The organism is Lacticaseibacillus camelliae DSM 22697 = JCM 13995 (genome assembly GCF_001436615.1).
GTDB classification, from domain to species: Bacteria; Bacillota; Bacilli; order Lactobacillales; family Lactobacillaceae; genus Lacticaseibacillus; species Lacticaseibacillus camelliae.
Genome location: NZ_AYZJ01000022.1, coordinates 39699 through 58999, shown reverse-complemented (window position 1 = coordinate 58999; position 19301 = coordinate 39699). Strand labels below are relative to the sequence as shown.

The 19301-nt window shown below is 57.4% G+C and carries 18 protein-coding genes; 16 read left to right on the top strand and 2 right to left on the bottom strand.

Annotated elements, in window-relative coordinates:
* The first annotated feature begins 34 nt into the window (after positions 1 to 34).
* From gndA to FC75_RS04100, 5 genes are all read left to right on the top strand, one after another.
* On the top strand, positions 35 to 1459 hold the full coding sequence (gene gndA, locus FC75_RS04120; protein ID WP_056989209.1) for an NADP-dependent phosphogluconate dehydrogenase: 1425 nt from the start codon (positions 35 to 37) through the stop codon (positions 1457 to 1459).
* 294 nt (positions 1460 to 1753) lie between these two features.
* On the top strand, positions 1754 to 2440 hold the full coding sequence (locus FC75_RS04115; RefSeq protein WP_054664417.1) for a response regulator transcription factor: 687 nt from the start codon (positions 1754 to 1756) through the stop codon (positions 2438 to 2440).
* Complete coding sequence (locus FC75_RS04110) at positions 2440 to 4008, top strand: HAMP domain-containing sensor histidine kinase (RefSeq protein ID WP_056989208.1); 1569 nt, start codon at positions 2440 to 2442, stop codon at positions 4006 to 4008. Before FC75_RS04115 ends, FC75_RS04110 begins: the two co-directional genes overlap by 1 nt.
* A 150-nt stretch (positions 4009 to 4158) precedes the next feature.
* A complete protein-coding gene (locus FC75_RS04105; RefSeq protein WP_056989207.1) occupies positions 4159 to 6492 on the top strand; it encodes a YhgE/Pip family protein in 2334 nt (777 codons plus the stop codon).
* Between the two features lie 29 nt (positions 6493 to 6521).
* Positions 6522 to 6971, top strand: a complete 450-nt coding sequence (locus FC75_RS04100; protein WP_235808697.1) for a MarR family winged helix-turn-helix transcriptional regulator — start codon at positions 6522 to 6524, stop codon at positions 6969 to 6971.
* Between the two features lie 123 nt (positions 6972 to 7094).
* On the opposite strand, the gene yidC is transcribed toward FC75_RS04100, so the two are convergent.
* Both yidC and FC75_RS04090 read right to left on the bottom strand, forming a co-directional pair.
* Entirely contained in the window at positions 7095 to 8090 is a 996-nt protein-coding gene (gene yidC / locus FC75_RS04095; RefSeq protein WP_056989206.1) for a membrane protein insertase YidC, read from the bottom strand.
* A gap of 57 nt (positions 8091 to 8147) precedes the next feature.
* Positions 8148 to 8429: an acylphosphatase gene (locus tag FC75_RS04090; protein WP_054664397.1), complete on the bottom strand. Its 282-nt coding sequence runs from the start codon at positions 8427 to 8429 to the stop codon at positions 8148 to 8150.
* 89 nt (positions 8430 to 8518) lie between these two features.
* Here FC75_RS04090 and FC75_RS04085 point away from each other — a divergent pair, with 89 nt between their 5' ends.
* The 11 genes from FC75_RS04085 (at position 8519) to FC75_RS04035 (ending at position 19245) form a co-directional block, all read left to right on the top strand.
* A complete protein-coding gene (locus FC75_RS04085) occupies positions 8519 to 9277 on the top strand; it encodes a TrmH family RNA methyltransferase (protein ID WP_056989205.1) in 759 nt (252 codons plus the stop codon).
* 96 nt (positions 9278 to 9373) lie between these two features.
* Entirely contained in the window at positions 9374 to 9874 is a 501-nt protein-coding gene (locus tag FC75_RS04080; RefSeq protein WP_056989204.1) for an HD domain-containing protein, read from the top strand.
* A 132-nt stretch (positions 9875 to 10006) separates the two neighbouring features.
* Positions 10007 to 10369 (top strand): winged helix-turn-helix transcriptional regulator, encoded by a 363-nt coding sequence (locus tag FC75_RS04075; RefSeq protein WP_054664394.1) that lies wholly within the window; start codon positions 10007 to 10009, stop codon positions 10367 to 10369.
* Between the two features lie 390 nt (positions 10370 to 10759).
* Entirely contained in the window at positions 10760 to 11806 is a 1047-nt protein-coding gene (gene pheS / locus FC75_RS04070; protein ID WP_056989203.1) for a phenylalanine--tRNA ligase subunit alpha, read from the top strand.
* 3 nt (positions 11807 to 11809) lie between these two features.
* Positions 11810 to 14221 (top strand): phenylalanine--tRNA ligase subunit beta, encoded by a 2412-nt coding sequence (gene pheT / locus FC75_RS04065; RefSeq protein ID WP_056989202.1) that lies wholly within the window; start codon positions 11810 to 11812, stop codon positions 14219 to 14221.
* A gap of 177 nt (positions 14222 to 14398) precedes the next feature.
* Positions 14399 to 15544: an endolytic transglycosylase MltG gene (gene mltG / locus FC75_RS04060; protein ID WP_056989201.1), complete on the top strand. Its 1146-nt coding sequence runs from the start codon at positions 14399 to 14401 to the stop codon at positions 15542 to 15544.
* Positions 15541 to 16179 (top strand): uridine kinase, encoded by a 639-nt coding sequence (udk, locus tag FC75_RS04055; protein ID WP_056989200.1) that lies wholly within the window; start codon positions 15541 to 15543, stop codon positions 16177 to 16179. Before mltG ends, udk begins: the two co-directional genes overlap by 4 nt.
* Before the next feature lie 59 nt (positions 16180 to 16238).
* Positions 16239 to 16715: a transcription elongation factor GreA gene (greA, locus tag FC75_RS04050; RefSeq protein WP_054664388.1), complete on the top strand. Its 477-nt coding sequence runs from the start codon at positions 16239 to 16241 to the stop codon at positions 16713 to 16715.
* A gap of 112 nt (positions 16716 to 16827) precedes the next feature.
* Positions 16828 to 17538 carry a cell wall-active antibiotics response protein LiaF gene (gene liaF / locus FC75_RS04045; RefSeq protein WP_225350795.1) on the top strand — a complete coding sequence of 237 codons (711 nt, stop codon included), beginning with the start codon at positions 16828 to 16830 and terminating at the stop codon, positions 17536 to 17538.
* Positions 17535 to 18599 carry a sensor histidine kinase gene (locus tag FC75_RS04040; RefSeq protein ID WP_054664383.1) on the top strand — a complete coding sequence of 355 codons (1065 nt, stop codon included), beginning with the start codon at positions 17535 to 17537 and terminating at the stop codon, positions 18597 to 18599. The genes liaF and FC75_RS04040 overlap by 4 nt, the downstream gene beginning before the upstream one ends.
* The gene (locus FC75_RS04035) at positions 18592 to 19245 is read left to right on the top strand and encodes a response regulator (RefSeq protein WP_054664380.1); all 654 of its coding nucleotides are present in this window, start codon (positions 18592 to 18594) and stop codon (positions 19243 to 19245) included. Before FC75_RS04040 ends, FC75_RS04035 begins: the two co-directional genes overlap by 8 nt.
* Positions 19246 to 19301 lie beyond the last annotated feature (56 nt).

The following is a 19301-nucleotide window of genomic DNA, read 5'->3' as shown; positions in this document are numbered from 1 at the left end:
GGCGGGGTGACCCGTTCGTTTGGGAGGCAAAAACATGGAAACACCAACAATTGGCGTGATCGGCATGGCCGTCATGGGCAAGAACCTGGCTTTGAACATTGAAAGCCGCGGTTACACCGTCGCCATTTACAACCGGACTGGCTCAAAGACGAAGAAAGTCGTTGAGGACCACCCGGATAAGAAACTGGTGCCAAGTTACACAATTGAGGACTTTGTGAAGTCCCTGGAAAAGCCGCGCCGGATCTTGATGATGGTCAAGGCCGGTGCCGGCACCGACGCTGTGATCAAGCAGCTGCTGCCGCTGCTGGACAAGGGCGACGTCCTGATCGACGGGGGCAACACCTTCTTTGAGGACACGATGCGCCGCAGTGCGGAGCTCGACAAGTCTGGCATCAACTTCATCGGCATGGGCGTTTCCGGCGGCGAGCTGGGCGCACTGCGCGGCCCGTCCCTGATGCCGGGCGGTCAAAAAGAGGCCTACGACCTGGTTGCGCCGATTCTCGAACAGATCGCAGCCAAGGCGGACGAAGACGGCAAGCCTTGCGTCACTTACCTTGGGCCTAACGGTGCCGGTCACTATGTCAAGATGGTTCACAATGGCATCGAGTACGGCGACATGGAGCTGATTGCCGAATCCTACAACGTCATGCGCAACATGCTGGGGATGTCCGTTGATGAAATCGCCGGCGTCTTCAAAAAGTGGAGCGAAGGCGAGCTTTCTTCCTACCTGATCGACATCACTGCGGATATCTTGACCCGCAAGGATGATCTGGACTCCGGCAAGCCGATCGTTGACGTGATCCTCGACGCTGCCGGCAATAAGGGCACTGGCAAGTGGTCATCACAAAGTGCCGCTGAACTGGGCGTGCCGCAGAGTGTGATCACCGAGTCCCTGTACGCACGCTACATCAGTGCGATGAAGGACGAGCGGGTCGAGGCCAGCAAGGTCCTGCCCAAGCCGGTCGGCAACGTGAAGTTTGCCAACCGCGAAGAGACCATCGAGTTGATTCGCAAGGCGCTCTACTTCTCCAAGCTGATGAGTTACGCGCAGGGCTTCGAGCAGATGCGCGTGGCCTCCGAGCACTACGACTGGAACCTGCAGTACGGCGAACTGGCACAGATCTGGCGCGCCGGCTGCATCATCCGGGCCAAGTTCCTGCAGAACATCACCGATGCCTTCACCAAGCAGCCAGACCTGAAGAACCTGCTGCTCGACGATTACTTCAAGGACATCGCCAAGAACTATCAGGAGTCCGTCCGTGACTTGGTCGGCTTTGCCACCAAGGCTGGGGTGCCGGTTCCTGGGTTCATGGCCGCGATTTCTTACTACGATTCGTACCGCAGTGCGGTACTGCCGGCCAACATCATCCAGGCGCAGCGCGACTACTTTGGCGCACACACCTATGAGCGGACCGACCGTCCCGGGGTCTTCCATTACACGTGGTACACCGAACAGTAACAGATTTACTGACCCCGCCTTGGCGGGGTTTTTTGTGGCCGAAAAATTGGCATAGACCCAAATTGCATTCATTAAAAATATAATATGCAGCATCACTATGGTATAGCCCAATGAGAGCGCTAACCAGTTTTAGAAGTTTCTCAGATTTATGAATGTTAAAACCTTATGTGATAGTTTTTCATGTGCCGATATGCTACAATCACAGCATAGAATTTGAAATGAGAAAATTGGCGATGGGCACCAGGTAAGATGAGAGTCTGCTTGGTTGGCACGAATCGAATAAGGAGCAGAATAATGAGCCGAATTTTAATTATTGAAGATGAGAAAAACCTCGCGCGGTTTGTTGAGCTGGAGCTGAAGCACGAAGGTTATGAGACGGCGGTGCATTTTAACGGCCGCACGGGGCTGGAAGCGGCCCTGAACGAGGACTGGGATGCGATCCTGCTGGACCTGATGCTGCCAGAGTTGAACGGGCTGGAAGTCTGCCGGCGCGTGCGCCAGGTCAAGAACACCCCGATCATCATGATGACCGCTCGTGATTCCGTGATCGACCGTGTTTCCGGACTTGACCACGGTGCCGATGATTACATCGTTAAGCCTTTTGCGATTGAGGAATTACTTGCGCGGTTGCGCGCGCTTTTGCGCCGGATCTCCATTGAAGGCGAGCACAACGCGGCCAAGCAGACGACCATCACGTACCGCGACCTGACGATTGAAAAGGAAAACCGGGTCGTGCGCCGCGGGGATGATATCATCGAACTGACCAAGCGCGAATACGAGTTGCTGCTCACCCTGATGGAGAACATTAACGTGGTGCTCGCGCGCGACGTGCTGTTGTCCAAGGTCTGGGGCTACAACTCGGACGTGGAAACAAACGTCGTTGACGTGTACGTTCGTTACATCCGCAACAAGATCGATCGGCCGGGCGAGCCGAGTTACATTCAGACGGTTCGGGGCACCGGCTACGTGATGCGGTCGTAATGTCTGCGCCAGCTACTCCTAAATCGAAACGGCGGCTGCCCCTTGGATTCAAGTGGACAGCCGTTGTTGCAGCCGGCATTTTCTCCACGTTCATTGTTCTTTCGCTGATTCTCGTGGCGCTCATGCGTCAGGTGCTGATCAGCCAAGAGCAGGGCGAGGTGAAGGAGACCCTGAGTGCCGTCGAACAGCGACTGGCCCCAGCCGCACAAAATTTGACGACAGAGACGGTCTTGCCGCGCATTGAAGCCGATAATCGGCCGGTGCCCCCGGCCGGCGGTGGCACCGGTCAGGCCCAAACCAGTGTCTTCAACGATTCCGTCGTCCAGCGGATCGCGCGCGATGACATGTCGCTGGCGGTTTACGACCGCGATGGCCATAAGCTGTACACGTCGCGTGATAGCGACGAGCCGCTGACGCGCGTGTCAGCCAGTGTCATTAAGATGACCAGTAACGGGCGCTTTGAGGGCATGATTGCCCGCGCGCCGATCACGTCGAGTCAAAATGGCAAGCGGATCGGCTACGTGCAGATCACGGACCACATGACCGCCTTTTACGCGACCATGCAGCGCATTTGGGAGCTGGTCGGTGCGCTGGCGGCGGCCGCCTTGCTGGTCTCCATGGCGCTGGGCTTCTTCTTGGCGTCGCGGTTCCTCAAGCCGATTCGCTCGATTACCAAGACCATTAACCAGATCAATGAAGAGCCGCAAAGCAGTGCGCGCATTCCTTCGCTGCACCGTAATGATGAACTGTCCGACTTGGTGGACGAATTTAACGACATGTTGGATCGCATCCAGCGGTTCATCGACCAGCAGGGCGAGTTCACCCAGGACGTGTCGCATGAGCTGCGGACGCCGGTTGCCGTGCTCGAAGGTCACCTGCAGCTGCTGAACCGGTGGGGTAAGGATGACCCCGAGGTGCTCAATGAGTCACTGGCGGCGAGCCTGCAGGAAGTGCAGCGGATGAAGAGCTTGATCCAGGAAATGCTGGAGCTGACCCGTGCGGATGCCGTTGATGTCCAGTTTCCCAATGCGACCGTGGATATCTGCGAAGTGATTGAGCAAGTTGTCAACGACATGCGGATGATCCATCCCGACTTTGCCATCACGCTCGATAACGACCTGGAAGGGCCAGTCTACGTGCGCATGTACCGGAACCACTTGGAGCAGATCCTGATCATTTTGCTGGATAACGGGGTCAAGTACTCGACCAAGCGCAAGGAGCTGCACGTTTCTGCTGCGCTGGATTCTGATGGCGTGGCGCTGGCGGTCCAAGACTTCGGTGAAGGCATCGCCCCCAAGGACCGGGAGCGGGTCTTCAACCGCTTCTACCGGGTCGATAAGGCCCGTAGCCGAGAAAAAGGGGGCAACGGTCTGGGGCTGTCGATTGCCCAACAGCTGATTGAGAATTATCACGGGACCATTTCGGTGGACTCGGCGCTGGGCTCAGGCTCGGTGTTTCGCATTCAGCTGCCGACCATCACGGCTGAGGCTGCGACCCGGCTTCAGGCGCAAGAAGCCGCGCGCACCCAGGATGCGCAAAGCAGCACCGAAATCAACAGCAATCTTTGAGGTTAGCCGTCGCGAGCAGTTCGCGGCGGCTGTTTTTTTTCAGGCAAATTGGTTGACATCCTGAGGCAAGTCGGGCAAAATGGCCATTATGTTAATGGCATTGACATTCATGGCTGTTAACAAAACTATTTTTTGGGGAAGTGGCTATTTGTGCTATCAGTCAAAAAACATGCACGATTTATCACTTTGATCGGGCTCGTCGTGGCGATCCCGCTGTTGTTGCTCTTTATTGCACTGCATTTTGTCAATTACGAGCAGGCGAACACCACGCGGCACATCAAGGTCGCGGTCGTTGATCAAGATCAGCCGGCCAAATTTCAAGGCGTAGCGGTTCACGCCGGCCGGGACGTCACGCAGAAGCTGCGGGAAAATCACGACGTGGACTGGCAGTTTGTTTCCGCTAAAACGGCGCGCAGTGGGCTGGCCAAGGGCACCTATCTCATGGCGGTGACCCTGCCGCAAGACTTTTCTGCGAATGTGACGACCGCGCTCAGTCCCGCACCAAAGCACAGCACACTGAAAGTGGCGCTGTCGCCGCACAACAATTTTGCCTCTCACCTCATCAACACGACGGTGGTGACAAAGTTGCAGTCGCAGGTCGTGCAGAATGTGCAGCAAGCGTATGACGGGGCGGCGCTGACGGCACTGAACTCGCTGGGCGACGGGGTCAGTCAGGCCCACGCCGCCACAGCGCAACTGGCTGACGGCTCCGGCCAAGTCCAGGACGGGCTGGTTCAACTCACCGCCAACAACCAGAAACTGACCAGTGGGGCAACGCAGGTTCAAGGCGCCATCGGCAAGCTGGTCGCTGGCAACGCGCAACTGCTGGCCGGCAATCGGCAGGTGACAAGCGGTGCCACGACGCTTGCCAATAGCCTGCAACAGGCGGCCGCGGAGATCCAGCAGCAGCTGAGCGCCGGCGCACCGGACCTGGCGCGGCTGGACCAGGCCCTGACGACCCTGACCAATGGGGTCAATGCGCTAGCCGCTGGCGTCAACGCGCCGGCAATGGTGACCTTGAACACCAATATTTCGACCAATGCGAAAAAGCTGGGAACCGATGCGTCTGCGATGCAGTCGGCGCTGGTCGCGATGAACGGTCAGCTGTTTGATAAGACCAACAGCAAATCCACCGCGGCTCAGTTGGCAAGCGCCGGCGCGAACTTCACCACCGCGGGCGACACGTTAAAGCAGTTGCAAAGCCAGCTGATGAAAGAACCCGCCGTGCTGGCGCTGGCGGCGAAGAATCCGGCACTCCTGCAGGAACTGCTGACGATTCAAAAAACCATGACGGCAGGCGGCGCAGCGCTGCAGGGCGCCGGCGATTCGCTGGCCCAAGGTGGGGCGTCTGCGACGAAGTTAAAGGTGGCGCTGACTGACACTGGCGCCACGCTGCCGAAACTGGGTAACGACCTGACGACGCTCAGCGGCAAGATGACTGACCTGAAAAACGGGGTCAACCAGCTTGCAAACAAAAAGCAAGGCGCACCGGCCTTGGCTGTTGGCGTTCGCCAGGCCATTGGCACGCTGCAAGGCGGTCTGAAGACGGTCCAAGCTGGTCTTACCCGCACCGGCAACACGCCTAGCACGATGGGCGCAGTTCAAGGCGCCGGCCAGCTGGCAAACGGTTCTGGACAGGTGCAAAGCGGGCTTGATCAGGTGCATTCCGGGTTGCAACAGGTGTACACCGGCCTAGCCGGCACGGCTCAAAATCCTGGCCTGATTGCTGGGCTCACCCAGTACACAGATGGAACCGCCAAGCTGGCCGATGGGAATCAGCAGGTGGCCGATGGCATGAGCAAGCTGAACGTGAAGCTGGGCAGTGGCGCCGGCCAAGTCGTCAACCTGAGCACCGGCAAGGCCAACGTGGCGCAGTTTGTCACCCCGGTCGCGACGCAGACCGCCAGCGATCCGCTGGCAATGCCGTTGGCCAACGTTCTGGCGCCGCTGGTGCTGCTGATGGTCAGCTTCATTGCCTCCTTGCTGACAGAGCTGGGCTTCGGCCGATACTCCAAGAGCTTCGCGGCGCAAAAATTGATCACCCGGATTGGGGTCGTTGGCCTCACGGTGGCCCTGCAGGCCGTTGGCATTGCACTCGTGGCCACGGGGCTGGGCGTTTCGATCACGCACCCGTTTACCTTGTTCCTGACGCTGCTGTCTTCAGGGGCGATCTTCACCATGATCATTTTTGCTTTCGATCGGTTCCTGGGCACCCTGGGCGTGCTTGCAACCCTCGCGATTCTGTTCGTTCAGCTGATTGTCTCCGGTGGGCTGCTGCCCAACGCGATGCTCTCTGGCTTCTATCAGGTAGTCGCGCACCTGGTGCCAGGCACCTATCTGATTGATCTGCTGAACCAAAGCCTGAATGGACTTCAGACCGGCAGTGTGCTGGATGTTCTCGCGCTTGTGCTCTTCGCTGTCCTCTTTGGTGCGCTGCTTTGGGCACCGCGTCACGCCAAGACACCCTCAGATGTGGTAGAGTAAAGTTAACAACATTTTGAGGAGGGCTTTTTGTGGCGGAGCGAGACTTGTTGGATGATTACATCGATGTGTACCTTTCCGGGTTCAAGTACGTCAGCGAACTTGTCTCGGTGCCGACCATGACCTATCACTTGTCCTTTGAACAGTTCTTGATCATGCGCGACGTGGCGGCAGGCAAACGGCTGTCACTGTCCGAGGTGGCTAAGCACCGGCACGTGACCCGCGCGGCAATTTCTCGTCAGCTCAAGTCCCTGCTGGAGGCCGGGTACATCATCCAGACCCCGGACCCGAAAGACCGGCGTCGTCTGTACCTTGACCTGACCGCTAGCGGCGAACAGGTGACGCTGAAAATCAACCAGGCGATCCACAAGCGCTTTTATGGCTGGGTCCAGGTGATTGGCGAAAAGGATGCGCGCGAGCTGCTGCGCATCATGCGCCGCGTGAGCGATGAAGTGATCAAAAACGACCGGTCCTCAGACTGAGTCAGCAATCAATGACGTCCCGGTGCAGCGTACCTGCCCCGGGACGTTTTGCGTCTCGAGGCCCCAGATGGGTGTCCGCAAGCGCAAAAAAATCCCCCAGCCAAAGCTGGGGGAGTCTGTCACTTAATGATCATCGCGGTGGTGCCGCTGCTTACCGGCGTTTCGGTTCTGTTTCGCCGTTGACGCTGGCGCCGGTTGGTCGTCGCCGGTCAGTTCAGCCACGGTCGTTGTCGTTTCGGTTTCCGGGGCTTGTTCATCGAAGGTGTGCTCGTCAACCACGATGACTGGTGGATTTTCGGCAATTTCAGCATCCATCCGCTTGCGGATGTTCGGCGTGATGATGTAAGTCACGATTGCCTGCTGGATCAGGACAATGATCCCACCGGCAAGGAAGTACAGCCCCAGGCCGGCGTTGTAAAACATACAGAAGAAGAACGTCATGATCGGGTTCAGCATGGCCGAGGTCTGCATCTGCTTGCGCTGCGCTTTCGGATACGCTTGCAGCATGATCATGCTTTGGGCAAAGTAGAGTAGCGTCGCGGCAATGGTGATCACCATGCTCGACTGGCCCAGGGCGATGCCGAAGAACTTGGAGCTGGAGATTTCAGGCGAGTAGGCGACCGCCTGGTACAGGCCAGAAAAGATCGGCAGCTGGATCAGCATCGTCAAACAGCCCATTGACGGGATCATTGACGTGCCGTTCTTCTTGTAGACTTCCTGCATCATCGCGTTGAGCCGCAGCGTTTCTTCCTGAGTGATGCCAGGCTTTTTCATCTGCTTTTGGATGATGTCCAATTGCGGCTTCAGGACACGCTGCTTTTCCTGCGACTCGGTCATGTTCTTCTGCTGGTTCAGCATTAGCGGGAGCAGGATCAGCCGCACCGCCAGTGTGATGACGATGATGGCGATACCGAAACCCGAGGCCGTTGACCCCCCGAAGAAGCCGGCGATCCAAACCATCAAGTGCTGAAGCGGTTTGCCGATCACGTTATAGAAGGCGCCGAAGAAACCAGTTGGCGGCTTCATTTGTGACGTTGTGGCTTGCCGTTTGCAGGCGGCCAAGAAAAGTGGGATCAGGGCTACACCGCTGAGGGCGAGCCACCGTTTGGTTTTGTGCATGAGTGAATTCCTTCCTAAACTTACTGCCGACTATCTTACTTGACCGCTAGTCGGCTTTCAACCAGTAACTCTGAACTTGTCATACGCCGGGATCGGGTCGAGCAGTTTTTCTTCATAAGAAGTGACTTTGCCGCTCGGCGTCGGGCTGGCCTTGACGGCGGCAGTGAAACGGGCCATCTCAGCCGGCGTACCGACCGCCTCGATGTAGACCGAGCCGTCCGCGTTGTTCTCGACTTTGCCCACGATGTGCAGCTGCTGGGCCACCATCTGCGTCATCCAGCGGAAGCCAACGCCTTGGACGCGGCCGTTGACCGTGATGCTTTTGGCAATTTTAACCATAGTATCCCCTCCGCAAAGTAAGATATCTCTATTAGTTTAGCATAAAAGGCGGGCCGGATATGTTAGACTTAAGCCCGAGGAGGATGATCATGGAATATATCTCATCTGCAAAAAACGACCACATTAAGGCCGCCAAGAAACTGACGGTCAAAAAATATCAAAAACAAGCCGGGGCTTACCTGCTGGAAGGGTGGCACTTGGTGCAAGAGGCCATCAACGCGGGTCAGCAGCCGCGGCGTATTTACGCGACCGAAAAATTCCTGAACGAGCGGGAGCTCAAGCCGTTTTACGACCAGACCACCGAAATCTCCCCGGACGTTGCCAAGCACCTGGCGGAAACCGAAACGCCGCAGGGCATTTTTGCGGTGCTACCCCTGGAAGAAGACAAACTGAGCGAGCCGCTGAGTGGCCAGTACCTGCTGCTGGACGCGATTCAAGATCCCGGCAATGTTGGCACCCTGGTGCGGACGGCTGATGCGGCGGGCGTTAAAACCGTCGTGTTTGGCGGCGGCACCGCCGATCCGTTTAACCCGAAAGTCCTGCGTGCGATGCAGGGCAGTCAGTTCCATGTCAAGATTGTGTCTACGCCTTTGCCGCGCTTGGTCGAGAACCTGAAGAAAGCCGGCATTCCAGTTTACGGTTCCGAGCTGAACGATGCGGCCAAGCCTTATCGGGAGGTCGCGCCCAGTGATCAGTTCGCGCTGATCGTGGGCAACGAAGGCAACGGCATGAGCCAGGACCTGCTTGCCGCGACTGACCAGAACTTGTACATTCCAATCAAGGGCCGCGCGGAATCTTTGAACGTCGCCATCGCCGCGGCGGTCATCCTGTTTCACCTGACCGCTTAAGAATGGGTTAATGCGCGCAATTTCCTTTTGGGACCTGTTATAATATAAGTGTGTTGGACAACAACACCATTATGGCGAGCGAAAAGGGGCCACTGAATGAGTCATCAAAAATGGTCGGACGATCAGGAGTATTTGAGCTACGTGCAGGATCTGCTGGATCAGCCGGCGGTGCAAAAGCTGGCGAACTACACGCAGCATCACCACTCGACGCGTCTTGATCACAGCATCAGTGTTTCTTACCGCAGCTACCTACTGGGTAAGAAATGGCATCTGAACGTTCGTGCCTTGGCACGAGCCGGTCTGTTGCACGACTTGTTCTACTACGACTGGCGGGTGACGAAGTTTTCACTGGGCACGCATGCCTATGTGCACCCGCGGATTGCTTTGCGCAATGCAGAGAAACTCACCGACTTGTCCGCAATGGAAAAAGACATCATCATCAAGCACATGTGGGGGGCGACCCTCGGCATGCCGAAATACAAGGAAACTGTGGTGGTGTCCCTAGTCGATGATTACGCCGCGGTGGATGAATACTTGATGCCCCAGTTGCACAAACTCGCGCATCCGTTTCACCGTTTAGAACACGCACATGAATAGGGAAGTCCGGCGCGCCTCCGGGCTTCTTTTTTTGTGGTCGCGCCTGGCGAGTAAAAAACTTGTAATTGATGGTAGATGGGTTATACTAATACTATCAATTTGTAAGCGTGAAAATACATATGAGGTGATTACATGGGAGAACAGGTAGCGGTGAAAGAGCCGAGTAAATCTGACTTAAGTTTGTGTCCGAAATTTACTCAGACCTTTGTCATTTTGGGTAAGAAATGGAACGGGCTGATTTTGGAGACTCTGCTTGAGCACGGGCCTTCCCGGTTCAAGGTCATCGCCGGCACCATCAAGAAGTGCTCCGACCGTGTCCTGGTTGAGCGCCTGAAGGAACTGGAGAGCCAGGGCCTGGTCGATCGGATCACGCATCCTGATTCCAGCCTGATCGAGTACGCGCTGACCGCCAAAGGCGCGGCGCTTTCGCCAGTCATGGCGGCAGCGCACACCTGGGGCGACACCTGGATCTCTGACGCTGAGTGCCAAAATTAACGCCGCGGTTTTCGGCGCACCTTGACGAATCGCAGTTTTTTGCTACACTTGAAGCATATATGACGCAAATACAGTGAGAGAAGCGCGAACCGGCGGCCCAGTCAGGAAAGGTGTTCAGTGACTGAAAGACACCGCAACGGCCAAAGGTTGGTTTTCACTTCTTGAGTAGACAGTCGAAAGGCTGCTCCGGTCCTGCCGTTATGAAGTTGAGTGCATGCCTATTTGGCGTGAACAAGGGTGGTACCGCGACGCTTCGTCCCTTTTAGGGGGCGAGGCGTTTTTGTATGCCCAGGCTAGATAATCGGGCGGGGCCTCGCCGAGCGCGACTAGGCCCCGCCAACCCATTAACCAGTAGTGACAGTGTTTGAAACGATTTGAAGGAGGATAATCATGGATCTTAAAACCAGGCTGGAACAGCTTCGGAGAGAGAACCAAAAGCGCATCAAGGACACCAATGACTTGGACGCACTGAATCAGATCCGCGTGAACCTGCTTGGGAAGAAAGGCCCAATCACGGAAGTTTTGCGCGGCATGAAGGACCTGAAGCCGGAAGAGCGGCCCAAGGTGGGGGCTTACGCCAACGAGATCAAGGCGGATCTGCAGGAAAACCTGCAAAACCGCAAAGACGCGCTTGAGCAGGCCGCGCTCACGGCCAAACTGGCAACAGAGACCATCGATGTCACGCTGCCAGGCGATCAGGTTGTCCAAGGCACACCGCATATTATCGACCAAATCATGGACGACATTGAGGAATTCTTTATCGGCCAGGGGTACCAAGTTGTGGACGGGCCCGAAGTCGAAGAAGATCACTACAACTTTGAAATGATGAACATCCCCAAGGACCATCCGGCCCGCGACATGCAAGACACCTTTTACATCGATGATCAGTTGCTGATGCGGTCTCAGACCAGTCCGGTCCAGGCCCGCACGCTTGAGGTGCACGACTTTAGCAAGGGTCCGCTGAAAATGATCAGCCCGGGCCGCGTTTACCGCCGCGACACGGATGATGCGACGCACTCTCACCAGTTCAACCAGATCGAGGGCTTGGTGATCGACAAGCACATCACCATGGCCGACTTGAAGGGCACGCTGCTTGCGCTGGCCCAGCACGTCTTCGGTAAGGATCGGCAGATTCGGCTACGGCCGAGTTACTTCCCGTTCACCGAACCCAGCGTTGAAGTTGATGTGTCCTGCTTCCGGTGCAACGGCAAGGGCTGCGCGATCTGCAAGTACAGCGGCTGGATTGAGGTGCTCGGCGCCGGCATGGTGCACCCGAACGTGCTGACGAACGCCGGCGTTGACGCCGACGTGTACGGCGGCTTTGCGTTTGGCCTGGGCCCGGATCGGTTTGCCATGCTCAAGTACGGCATCGACGACATCCGGAGCTTTTACCAAGGCGACGTCCGGTTCCTGTCACAGTTCAAGGAGGAGGGTTAAGCAATGAATGTTTCTTATGATTGGTTGAAAGAACTGGTCGACGTGCCCGCCACTCCCGAAGAATTGATGGACAAGGTGTCCCGGACCGGGATCGAAGTCGACTCCGTCTCGCGGATGGCAGACGGTCTGAAAAAGGTCGTGGTCGGCCGCGTGGTCACTTTGAAGATGCATCCGGATTCTGACCACCTGCGTGTGGCCATGGTCGACACCGGCGACGATGAGCCGCGGCAAATCGTTTGCGGCGCCCCCAACATTGAGCAAGGCCAAACGGTCATTGTGGCGCTGCCTGGTGCCCGGATCGGCGATAACGTCAAAATCAAGCGCGGCAAAATGCGCGGGGTCGAATCCGACGGCATGATCTGTGCGCTGCAGGAGCTCGGTTTTTCCAACGACATTGCGCCCAAGGCCTACGACGCCGGCATTTATGTCTTCGACCAGCCGCTTGAGCCAGGCAGCAACGCGCTCAAGGCGCTGGGCATGGAAGACGCTGTGCTGGACTTCGAAATCACGCCTAACCGCGCTGATGCGCTCGGCATGCGCGGCGTGGCCTGGGAAGTCGGCGCGACCTACGGCAACAAGCCGCACTTTGAGGACAAGCCAGTCGTTGAGACCGGCAAGCCGGTCGCGGACTATCTGAGTGCTCAGGTGGCCGACGAAAAGGATGCGCCGTCCTACCAGATGCGCGTTGTGGACAACATCACCATTAAGGACAGCCCGCTATGGCTGCAGCGGCGCCTGTGGAATGCAGGCATTCGCCCTATTAACAACATTGTCGACGTCACCAACCTGATCATGCTTGGCTACGGTCAGCCTCTTCACGCGTTTGACTACGCCAAGCTGGGCAGCAAGCAGATCTTGGTGCGGCGGGCCACTCAGGGTGAGCCACTGACGACGCTGGACGGGAATGCGCATGAGCTGACCCCGGACGACATTGTCATCACTAACGGGCAGAAGCCAATCGCTTTGGCCGGGGTGATGGGCGGTTTGAACTCGGAAATCACTCGTGGGACCACCACGGTGGCCATCGAGGCCGCGATGTTTGCGCGCACGCCGATCCGCAAGACGGCGCTGCGTTACAACCTTCGCTCGGAGGCATCGTCCCGCTTCGAAAAGGGCATCGACGTTGGCAGCATCAACAAGGCGCTCGATGAGGCCGCCCGGCTGATGGCCGAACTCGGCGGTGGCGAAGTGGCCACTGGGACGATCAGCGCCAGCCACGTTGACCCTGAACCGGTGGAGGTTGACATTTCACTGGACCGCATCAACCACATCCTTGGGACTGACCTGGATGCCGACACTGTGACTGGCCTGTTCGACCGCCTGGGTTTTGGCGTTTCAGAAGCGGATGGCTTGTTCTCTGTACTGGTGCCAACGCGGCGCTGGGACATTCACATCGAGGCGGACCTGATCGAAGAAGTGGCCCGCCTGTACGGCTTTGACAACCTGCCAAGCACGCTGCCGACAACCACCATGACGGTGGGTGAATTCACCGCGAGCCAGGCACGCCGCAAGCGCAGTCGCAAGCTGCTGGAAGGCCTGGGGCTGACCCAGATCATCTCGTACGCGCTGACGACGCCGGCCAAGGCCAAAGCATTTGCTCTGGAGACCTGCGAAGAGACGCACGTGGCCTTCCCAATGACGGAAGACCACCAGACGCTCCGGCGCAACCTAGTTTCCGGCTTGGTGGACGCGGTGGCCTACAACGTCGCGCGCAAGCAAACCGACCTCGCACTGTATGAGCAGGGCCGCATTTTCCCTCGCAGTGCGGGCCACACTCGGCCGCAGGAAGTCGAGTACATCGCCGGTGCTTTGAGCGGCAATGTGATTCAGGCCGGCTGGCACCAGCAGGCCAAACCCGTTGATTTTTATTACGTGAAGGGCATCGTTGACAGTCTGATTGCGGACTACCGGCTGGCCGGGCACGTTGAGTACCAGGCGCTGGTCGATGAGCCGGCGCTGCATCCGGGGCAAAGTGCCAAGCTGGTGCTCGATGGTGAAGTGATTGGCCTGATTGGGCGGTTGCACCCACAGTTTGAACGGACGCAAAAGATCAACGAAACGTTTGTGTTCGAACTGAACTTGGACGCGCTACTATCCGCCACGCGCACGACGATGACCGCTGTGCCGGCGCCGAAGTTCCCGGCGGTCACGCGCGACATTGCGATTCAAGTGACACGCAACATCACGAACGCCGAGATTCAGGCCGTGATCACCAATAACGGGGGTAAGTTCCTGCGCGACGCCCACCTGTTCGACGTATACAGTGGCAAGAAGCTGGCGCCGGGGCTGAAGAGTCTGGCCTACACGCTGACTTACCAGCGCAAGGACGCCACCCTCACTGACGACGAGGTCAACAAGGCCTTCGACAAGGTGGAAGCGGCACTGAAGTCGGAGCTTGGTGCGGTCATTCGTTAAATCCCGGTTACATTCTTGTAGTGAAGGCGAAAACCTGTCGCATTTTGCGGCGGGCTTTTGTATAATTCACTTAGTTTTCGGGCGTAAGCCGCTGCGATGAAGCAGCCCGGTTCTGGGCTGTTTTTTGTTGCGTGAGGCCAGACTGCTTTGGCCGAGCGTCCGGATTGGAGGAGAAACGTGGATCAACAGCCAAGTTCCAACCAGAGAAGGCGCCGCGATCAGCAAGTCGAGGCGGCTTCCAAGCACGTGGTCCGCTGGGTGATCGGGGTGGGGCTCACCCTCCTGATCCTAGCCGCTTTGATGGCCGGGGTGTTCGTGCACTCAGCACTGCAGCCCACGGATGTGAACGCGAAAGCACCCATTGTGGTGACGGTCAAAAGCGGTGAGACGACAGACGAAATCGGGGCCGTGCTGCAGCAAAAAGGGCTGATCAAGTCGGCCACAGTGTTCAAGTTTTATGTGAAGTTCCACAACGTGCCCAGCTATGAGGCCGGCCAGTACAGCTTCACCAAGGCAAACACCATGCAGGAGATGCTGGACACCCTGCGCGGCGGCAGCAGCACCACCGGCATTGGCACGGTGCTGGTCAAGGAAGGCGAAGGCGCTGAGGACGTGGCGGCTGCGGCGGCCAAACTGCGCAAGAAGGACCCGAAGCTGAGCCGCGCCAACTTCATGGCGGCGCTCAAGGACGAAGCTTTCTTCAAGCGCCTGCAGCAGGCATACCCACAGCTGCTGGGCAGTGCCGCGAAGGCCAAAGGCGTGCGCTACCGTCTGGAAGGGTACCTCTTCCCAGCGACTTACACCGTGACCGAAAACCAGTCCGCGGAGGCGCTGATCGCGCAGATGGTGGCCAAGACGAATGCGGTGATGACGCCGTACATGGCCACCATTCAAAAGCAAAAGCTCAGCGTGCAGGAGGTCCTCACCCTGGCCAGTCTGGTCGAGCGTGAAGGCGTCACCGATACGGACCGCGGTAAAATTGCCGGTGTCTTCTTTAACCGCCTTGACGCGGGGATGCCGCTGCAAACAGACGTCGCGGTCATGTACGCACTCAACACACACAAGACGCACCTGAGCAACAAGGATACCAGCGTGGATTCGCCGTATAACCTGTATCGTAACAAGGGTTATGGACCGGGGCCGGTCAACTCGCCTTCGGAGTCGGCCATCAAGGCAGTTTTGGCGCCGCTTCAGCGCTCGGCCGACTACCTGTACTTCGTGGCCAATCTGAAAACTGGTGAGATTCGCTACGCCCGCACGCTGGCGGAGCAAAATGTGAACACGGCGGCGTTTGCCGCGGACAACGGGCAGGGGGCCAAGTGATGAAGCAAAAACCAATTGTGATTGGGGTCACCGGCGGCTCTGCGAGCGGCAAGACCAGTGTCTCCCGGGCCATCTTCGACCAATTTTCCGGCCACTCGCTTCTGCTCCTGGCGCAGGACGCCTATTACAAGAAAAGCGACCTGCCGTTTGAGCAGCGCCGGAAGATCAATTACGACAACCCACTGGCCTTTGATACGCCGCTGCTCCATGATCAGCTTGAAGCGCTGATCGAAGGTCACGCCATCGACCGGCCGGTGTACGATTATAAGATCCACAATCGCGCCGAAGAAGTTGTGCACATGGAACCCAAGGACGTTATTATTGTTGAAGGCATCCTGATCCTGGCCGACGAAGAACTGCGCAAGTTGATGGACATTAAGGTGTACGTCGACACGGATGATGACATTCGCGTGATTCGCCGCATTCGCCGCGACATGCGCGAGCGCGGCCGGTCGCTGGATGACATCATCGACCAGTACTTGAAAACAGTGAAACCGTCTTACCACCAGTTCATCGAGCCGACCAAGCGCTACGCCGATATTGTGGTACCAGAAGGGGGCCACAACGCAGTGGCCATCGATTTGCTCACCACCAAGATCCGAGCGATCTTGGCTGCGCGCGGCCTGAGCGAGTGAATTGACAAATCCGCTAAATCCGTTACTATCAGCTTAGACAAAAGAATTGAGGAAAAAATATGGCAGACAAAACATATCCAATGACCAGTGAGGGCAAGAAAAAACTTGAGGACGAGCTGGAACGGCTGAAGACCGTCGAACGCCCGAAGGTGGTCCAGCGCATTAAGGTCGCCCGTGGCTTCGGCGACCTGTCCGAAAACTCGGAATACAGTGCGGCCAAGGACGAGCAGGCCACGCTTGAGACGCGAATCGTTCAAGTGCAGACCATGCTTCACTACGCCGAGATCATCGATTCCAACGAAGTGCCACAGGATGAGGTATCCCTGGGTAAGAAGGTCACGTTCGTGGAGGACGGCGACGACGAAGAAGAGACTTATGAAATCGTTGGCGAGGCTGAAGCAGACGCGTTCAATGGCAAGATTTCAAACGATAGTCCCATTGTGCAGGGCCTGATTGGCAAAAAGGTCGGCGACGAGGTCTCCATTGCCACCCCAGGCGGTTCCATGAAGGTCAAGATCGTCAAAGTTGAAGGGTAAACCCTCATTTTAAGTGCGGCGACGCACTTTTTTTTTGCTCAAATCGGCCTCGGGGCGGACTGCCGGGGCAAGAATATTGAGTATACTGAAGGGAAACAGAGGAGGTGGCACCGTGAAGCGACGCTGGCAATTATTTTGGATCATTGAGATTGCACTGACGATGGTGTTGGGCTATCAAATCGTGACCAACCCGGCCAGCTGGATCGGTGTTGTCACTGGGCTGGTCGCGCTGTTCATCGGTATCAAGGGGCATTTCTGGCGCAGTTTCTGGCTGGTGATCGGCGGGGTGCTGCTCGCGGTCGGGATTTTTATCAACCCGATGGTGTGGCTGATTTTGTTTGTGGGGTTGGTCGGCGCCTTGTTTGCCCTTTCCGGCAAGCATGGCGGTCGGCTGCCTTGGCAGCAGAAGCATTACACCGCCGTTCACGTGGTTGCGCCGACGCCCAAAAGCGGGACCACGACCCGGCATCCCTGGTTTGGGGATGCGACCATTGGGAGTTCGACCTACGAGTGGGACGATATCAACTTGACGGTCGCCGCTGGGGACACCATCATCGACTTGGGCAACACACTGCTGCCAGAGGGTGATTCCACCATTGTCGTGCGCAAAGGGGTCGGCAAGACGCGGATCCTGGTGCCGATTGGAGTCGGGGTCATGGTCGATCACTCGGCGTTGGCCGGGGTGTTGTCAGTTGACGGTGCAGAATGCGGCCTGCATAACCAAACGGTGCGGCAGTACAGCGATGATTACGACACGGCCACGAGGCGGGTGCACATCCTCACCAATGTCTTGATCGGTGATTTGGAGGTGCTCTCAGTATGAGGTTGAAGCAGATGAGCTGGACGTTTGCGACGCTCACGCTGGCGACTGGGGCCCTGGAGCTCGGGCTGGTCTTTCTGGTGAGCGTGGCGGCTGGCGGGCAATTTTTGACGCTGCTTTTCACCCAGGCCATGGGCATGCCGCTGTCGGCGTTTCTCATCACCGGTGCGGTGCTGATTGGTTTGATTGCGACCACGCTGCTGTCGGCCATTGATCAGTACCAGCACCGGCAGTTGACGCGGCGGCTGACCCAGCTGGTGGCCGGGCAAACGGATGCGCCGGTCCTGGCGCGGCAAAGCCAGGCCAAAGCCGCACTGGGCGAAGACGTTGCCGGTGAGCTTGAAGCGTTGCGGCAAAAAATGATACGCTTACAGCAGGAAATCGAACGGTATTCCAACGCGCCGGTGGTCCTTGACGGCCAAACGAAGGAGCAGATCCTGACTGAGGAGCGGCATCGTCTGGCGCGGGAGCTGCACGATTCCGTGTCTCAGCAGCTATTTGCTGCGATGATGATGCTGTCGGCGCTGCGCAGCGTGGTGGACCGCGATAATCCGGACGCACCGGAAGCCAAGCAAATCGAAACCATCGAAGGCGTGATCAACGAGGCGCAGTCCGAAATGCGGGCCTTGTTGCTGCACCTGCGGCCGACCAACCTGGCGGGCAAATCGCTCAAAGAGGGCATTATCAGCCTGCTTCAGGAGCTGCAAACCAAGATCAAAATCGCTATTTCCTGGGACCTGCAGGATATTCATTTGTCTCGCGGCAGTGAGGACAACCTTTTTCGCATTGTCCAGGAGCTACTGTCGAACACCCTGCGGCACGCGAAGGCCAAGCACTTGGAAGTGTACCTGAAGCAGGTCGAAGCCACTGTGGTGCTGCGGGTGGTGGATGATGGCGTCGGGTTCGACCCGAAGACAGAAAATACGACCGGCAGCTACGGGCTGTCGAACATCTCGGAACGCGCGGCCGCCATTGGGGGGACCGCCAAGGTGATCAGCGTGCCCAAGCAGGGCACCAGCGTTGAGATCCGCGTGCCGTTAACAAAGGAAGAAGCTCATGATTAAAGTATTGATCGTAGATGATCACGAAATGGTGCGCCTGGGAGTCTCCACGTACCTCGGCGTGCAAGATGACATTGAAGTCGTCGGTGAGGCCGCTGATGGCAAAGAAGGTTTGGATAAGGCGTTGGCGCTGCGGCCCGATGTCATTTTGATGGATCTAGTCATGCCGAACATGGACGGCATCGAGTCGACCAAGCGGATTTTAGCCGCTTGGCCAGAGGCTCGGATCATCATCCTGACCTCGTTCATCGACGACGAAAAGGTGTACCCGGCAATCGAGGCGGGGGCGGCCAGTTACATCCTGAAAACGGCGACGGCGGAAGAAATTGCCGCGGCGATCCGCAAAACCGCGGCCGGCGATTCCGCACTGGACCCGCAGGTGACCACCAAGATGATGAACCGCCTGACCAAGAAGCAGGAGCCGGAGCTGGCGGATGAGTTGACGAACCGCGAGCGGGAGGTGCTCATGCTGATCGCGCAGGGTAAGTCCAATCAGGAAATCGCAGATGAGCTGTTCATCACGCTGAAAACGGTGAAGACGCATGTCTCGAACATTCTGGCCAAGCTGGAAGTCGAGGACCGCACCCAGGCCGCGATTTATGCGTTTAAGCACGGATTGGTCAAGCAAAACGGTGAAGAAAATAATTGATCCGTTGTTTCCCGCGATCACACGAAAAATGCGTTGCTCAGGTTGTCAATGAGCAG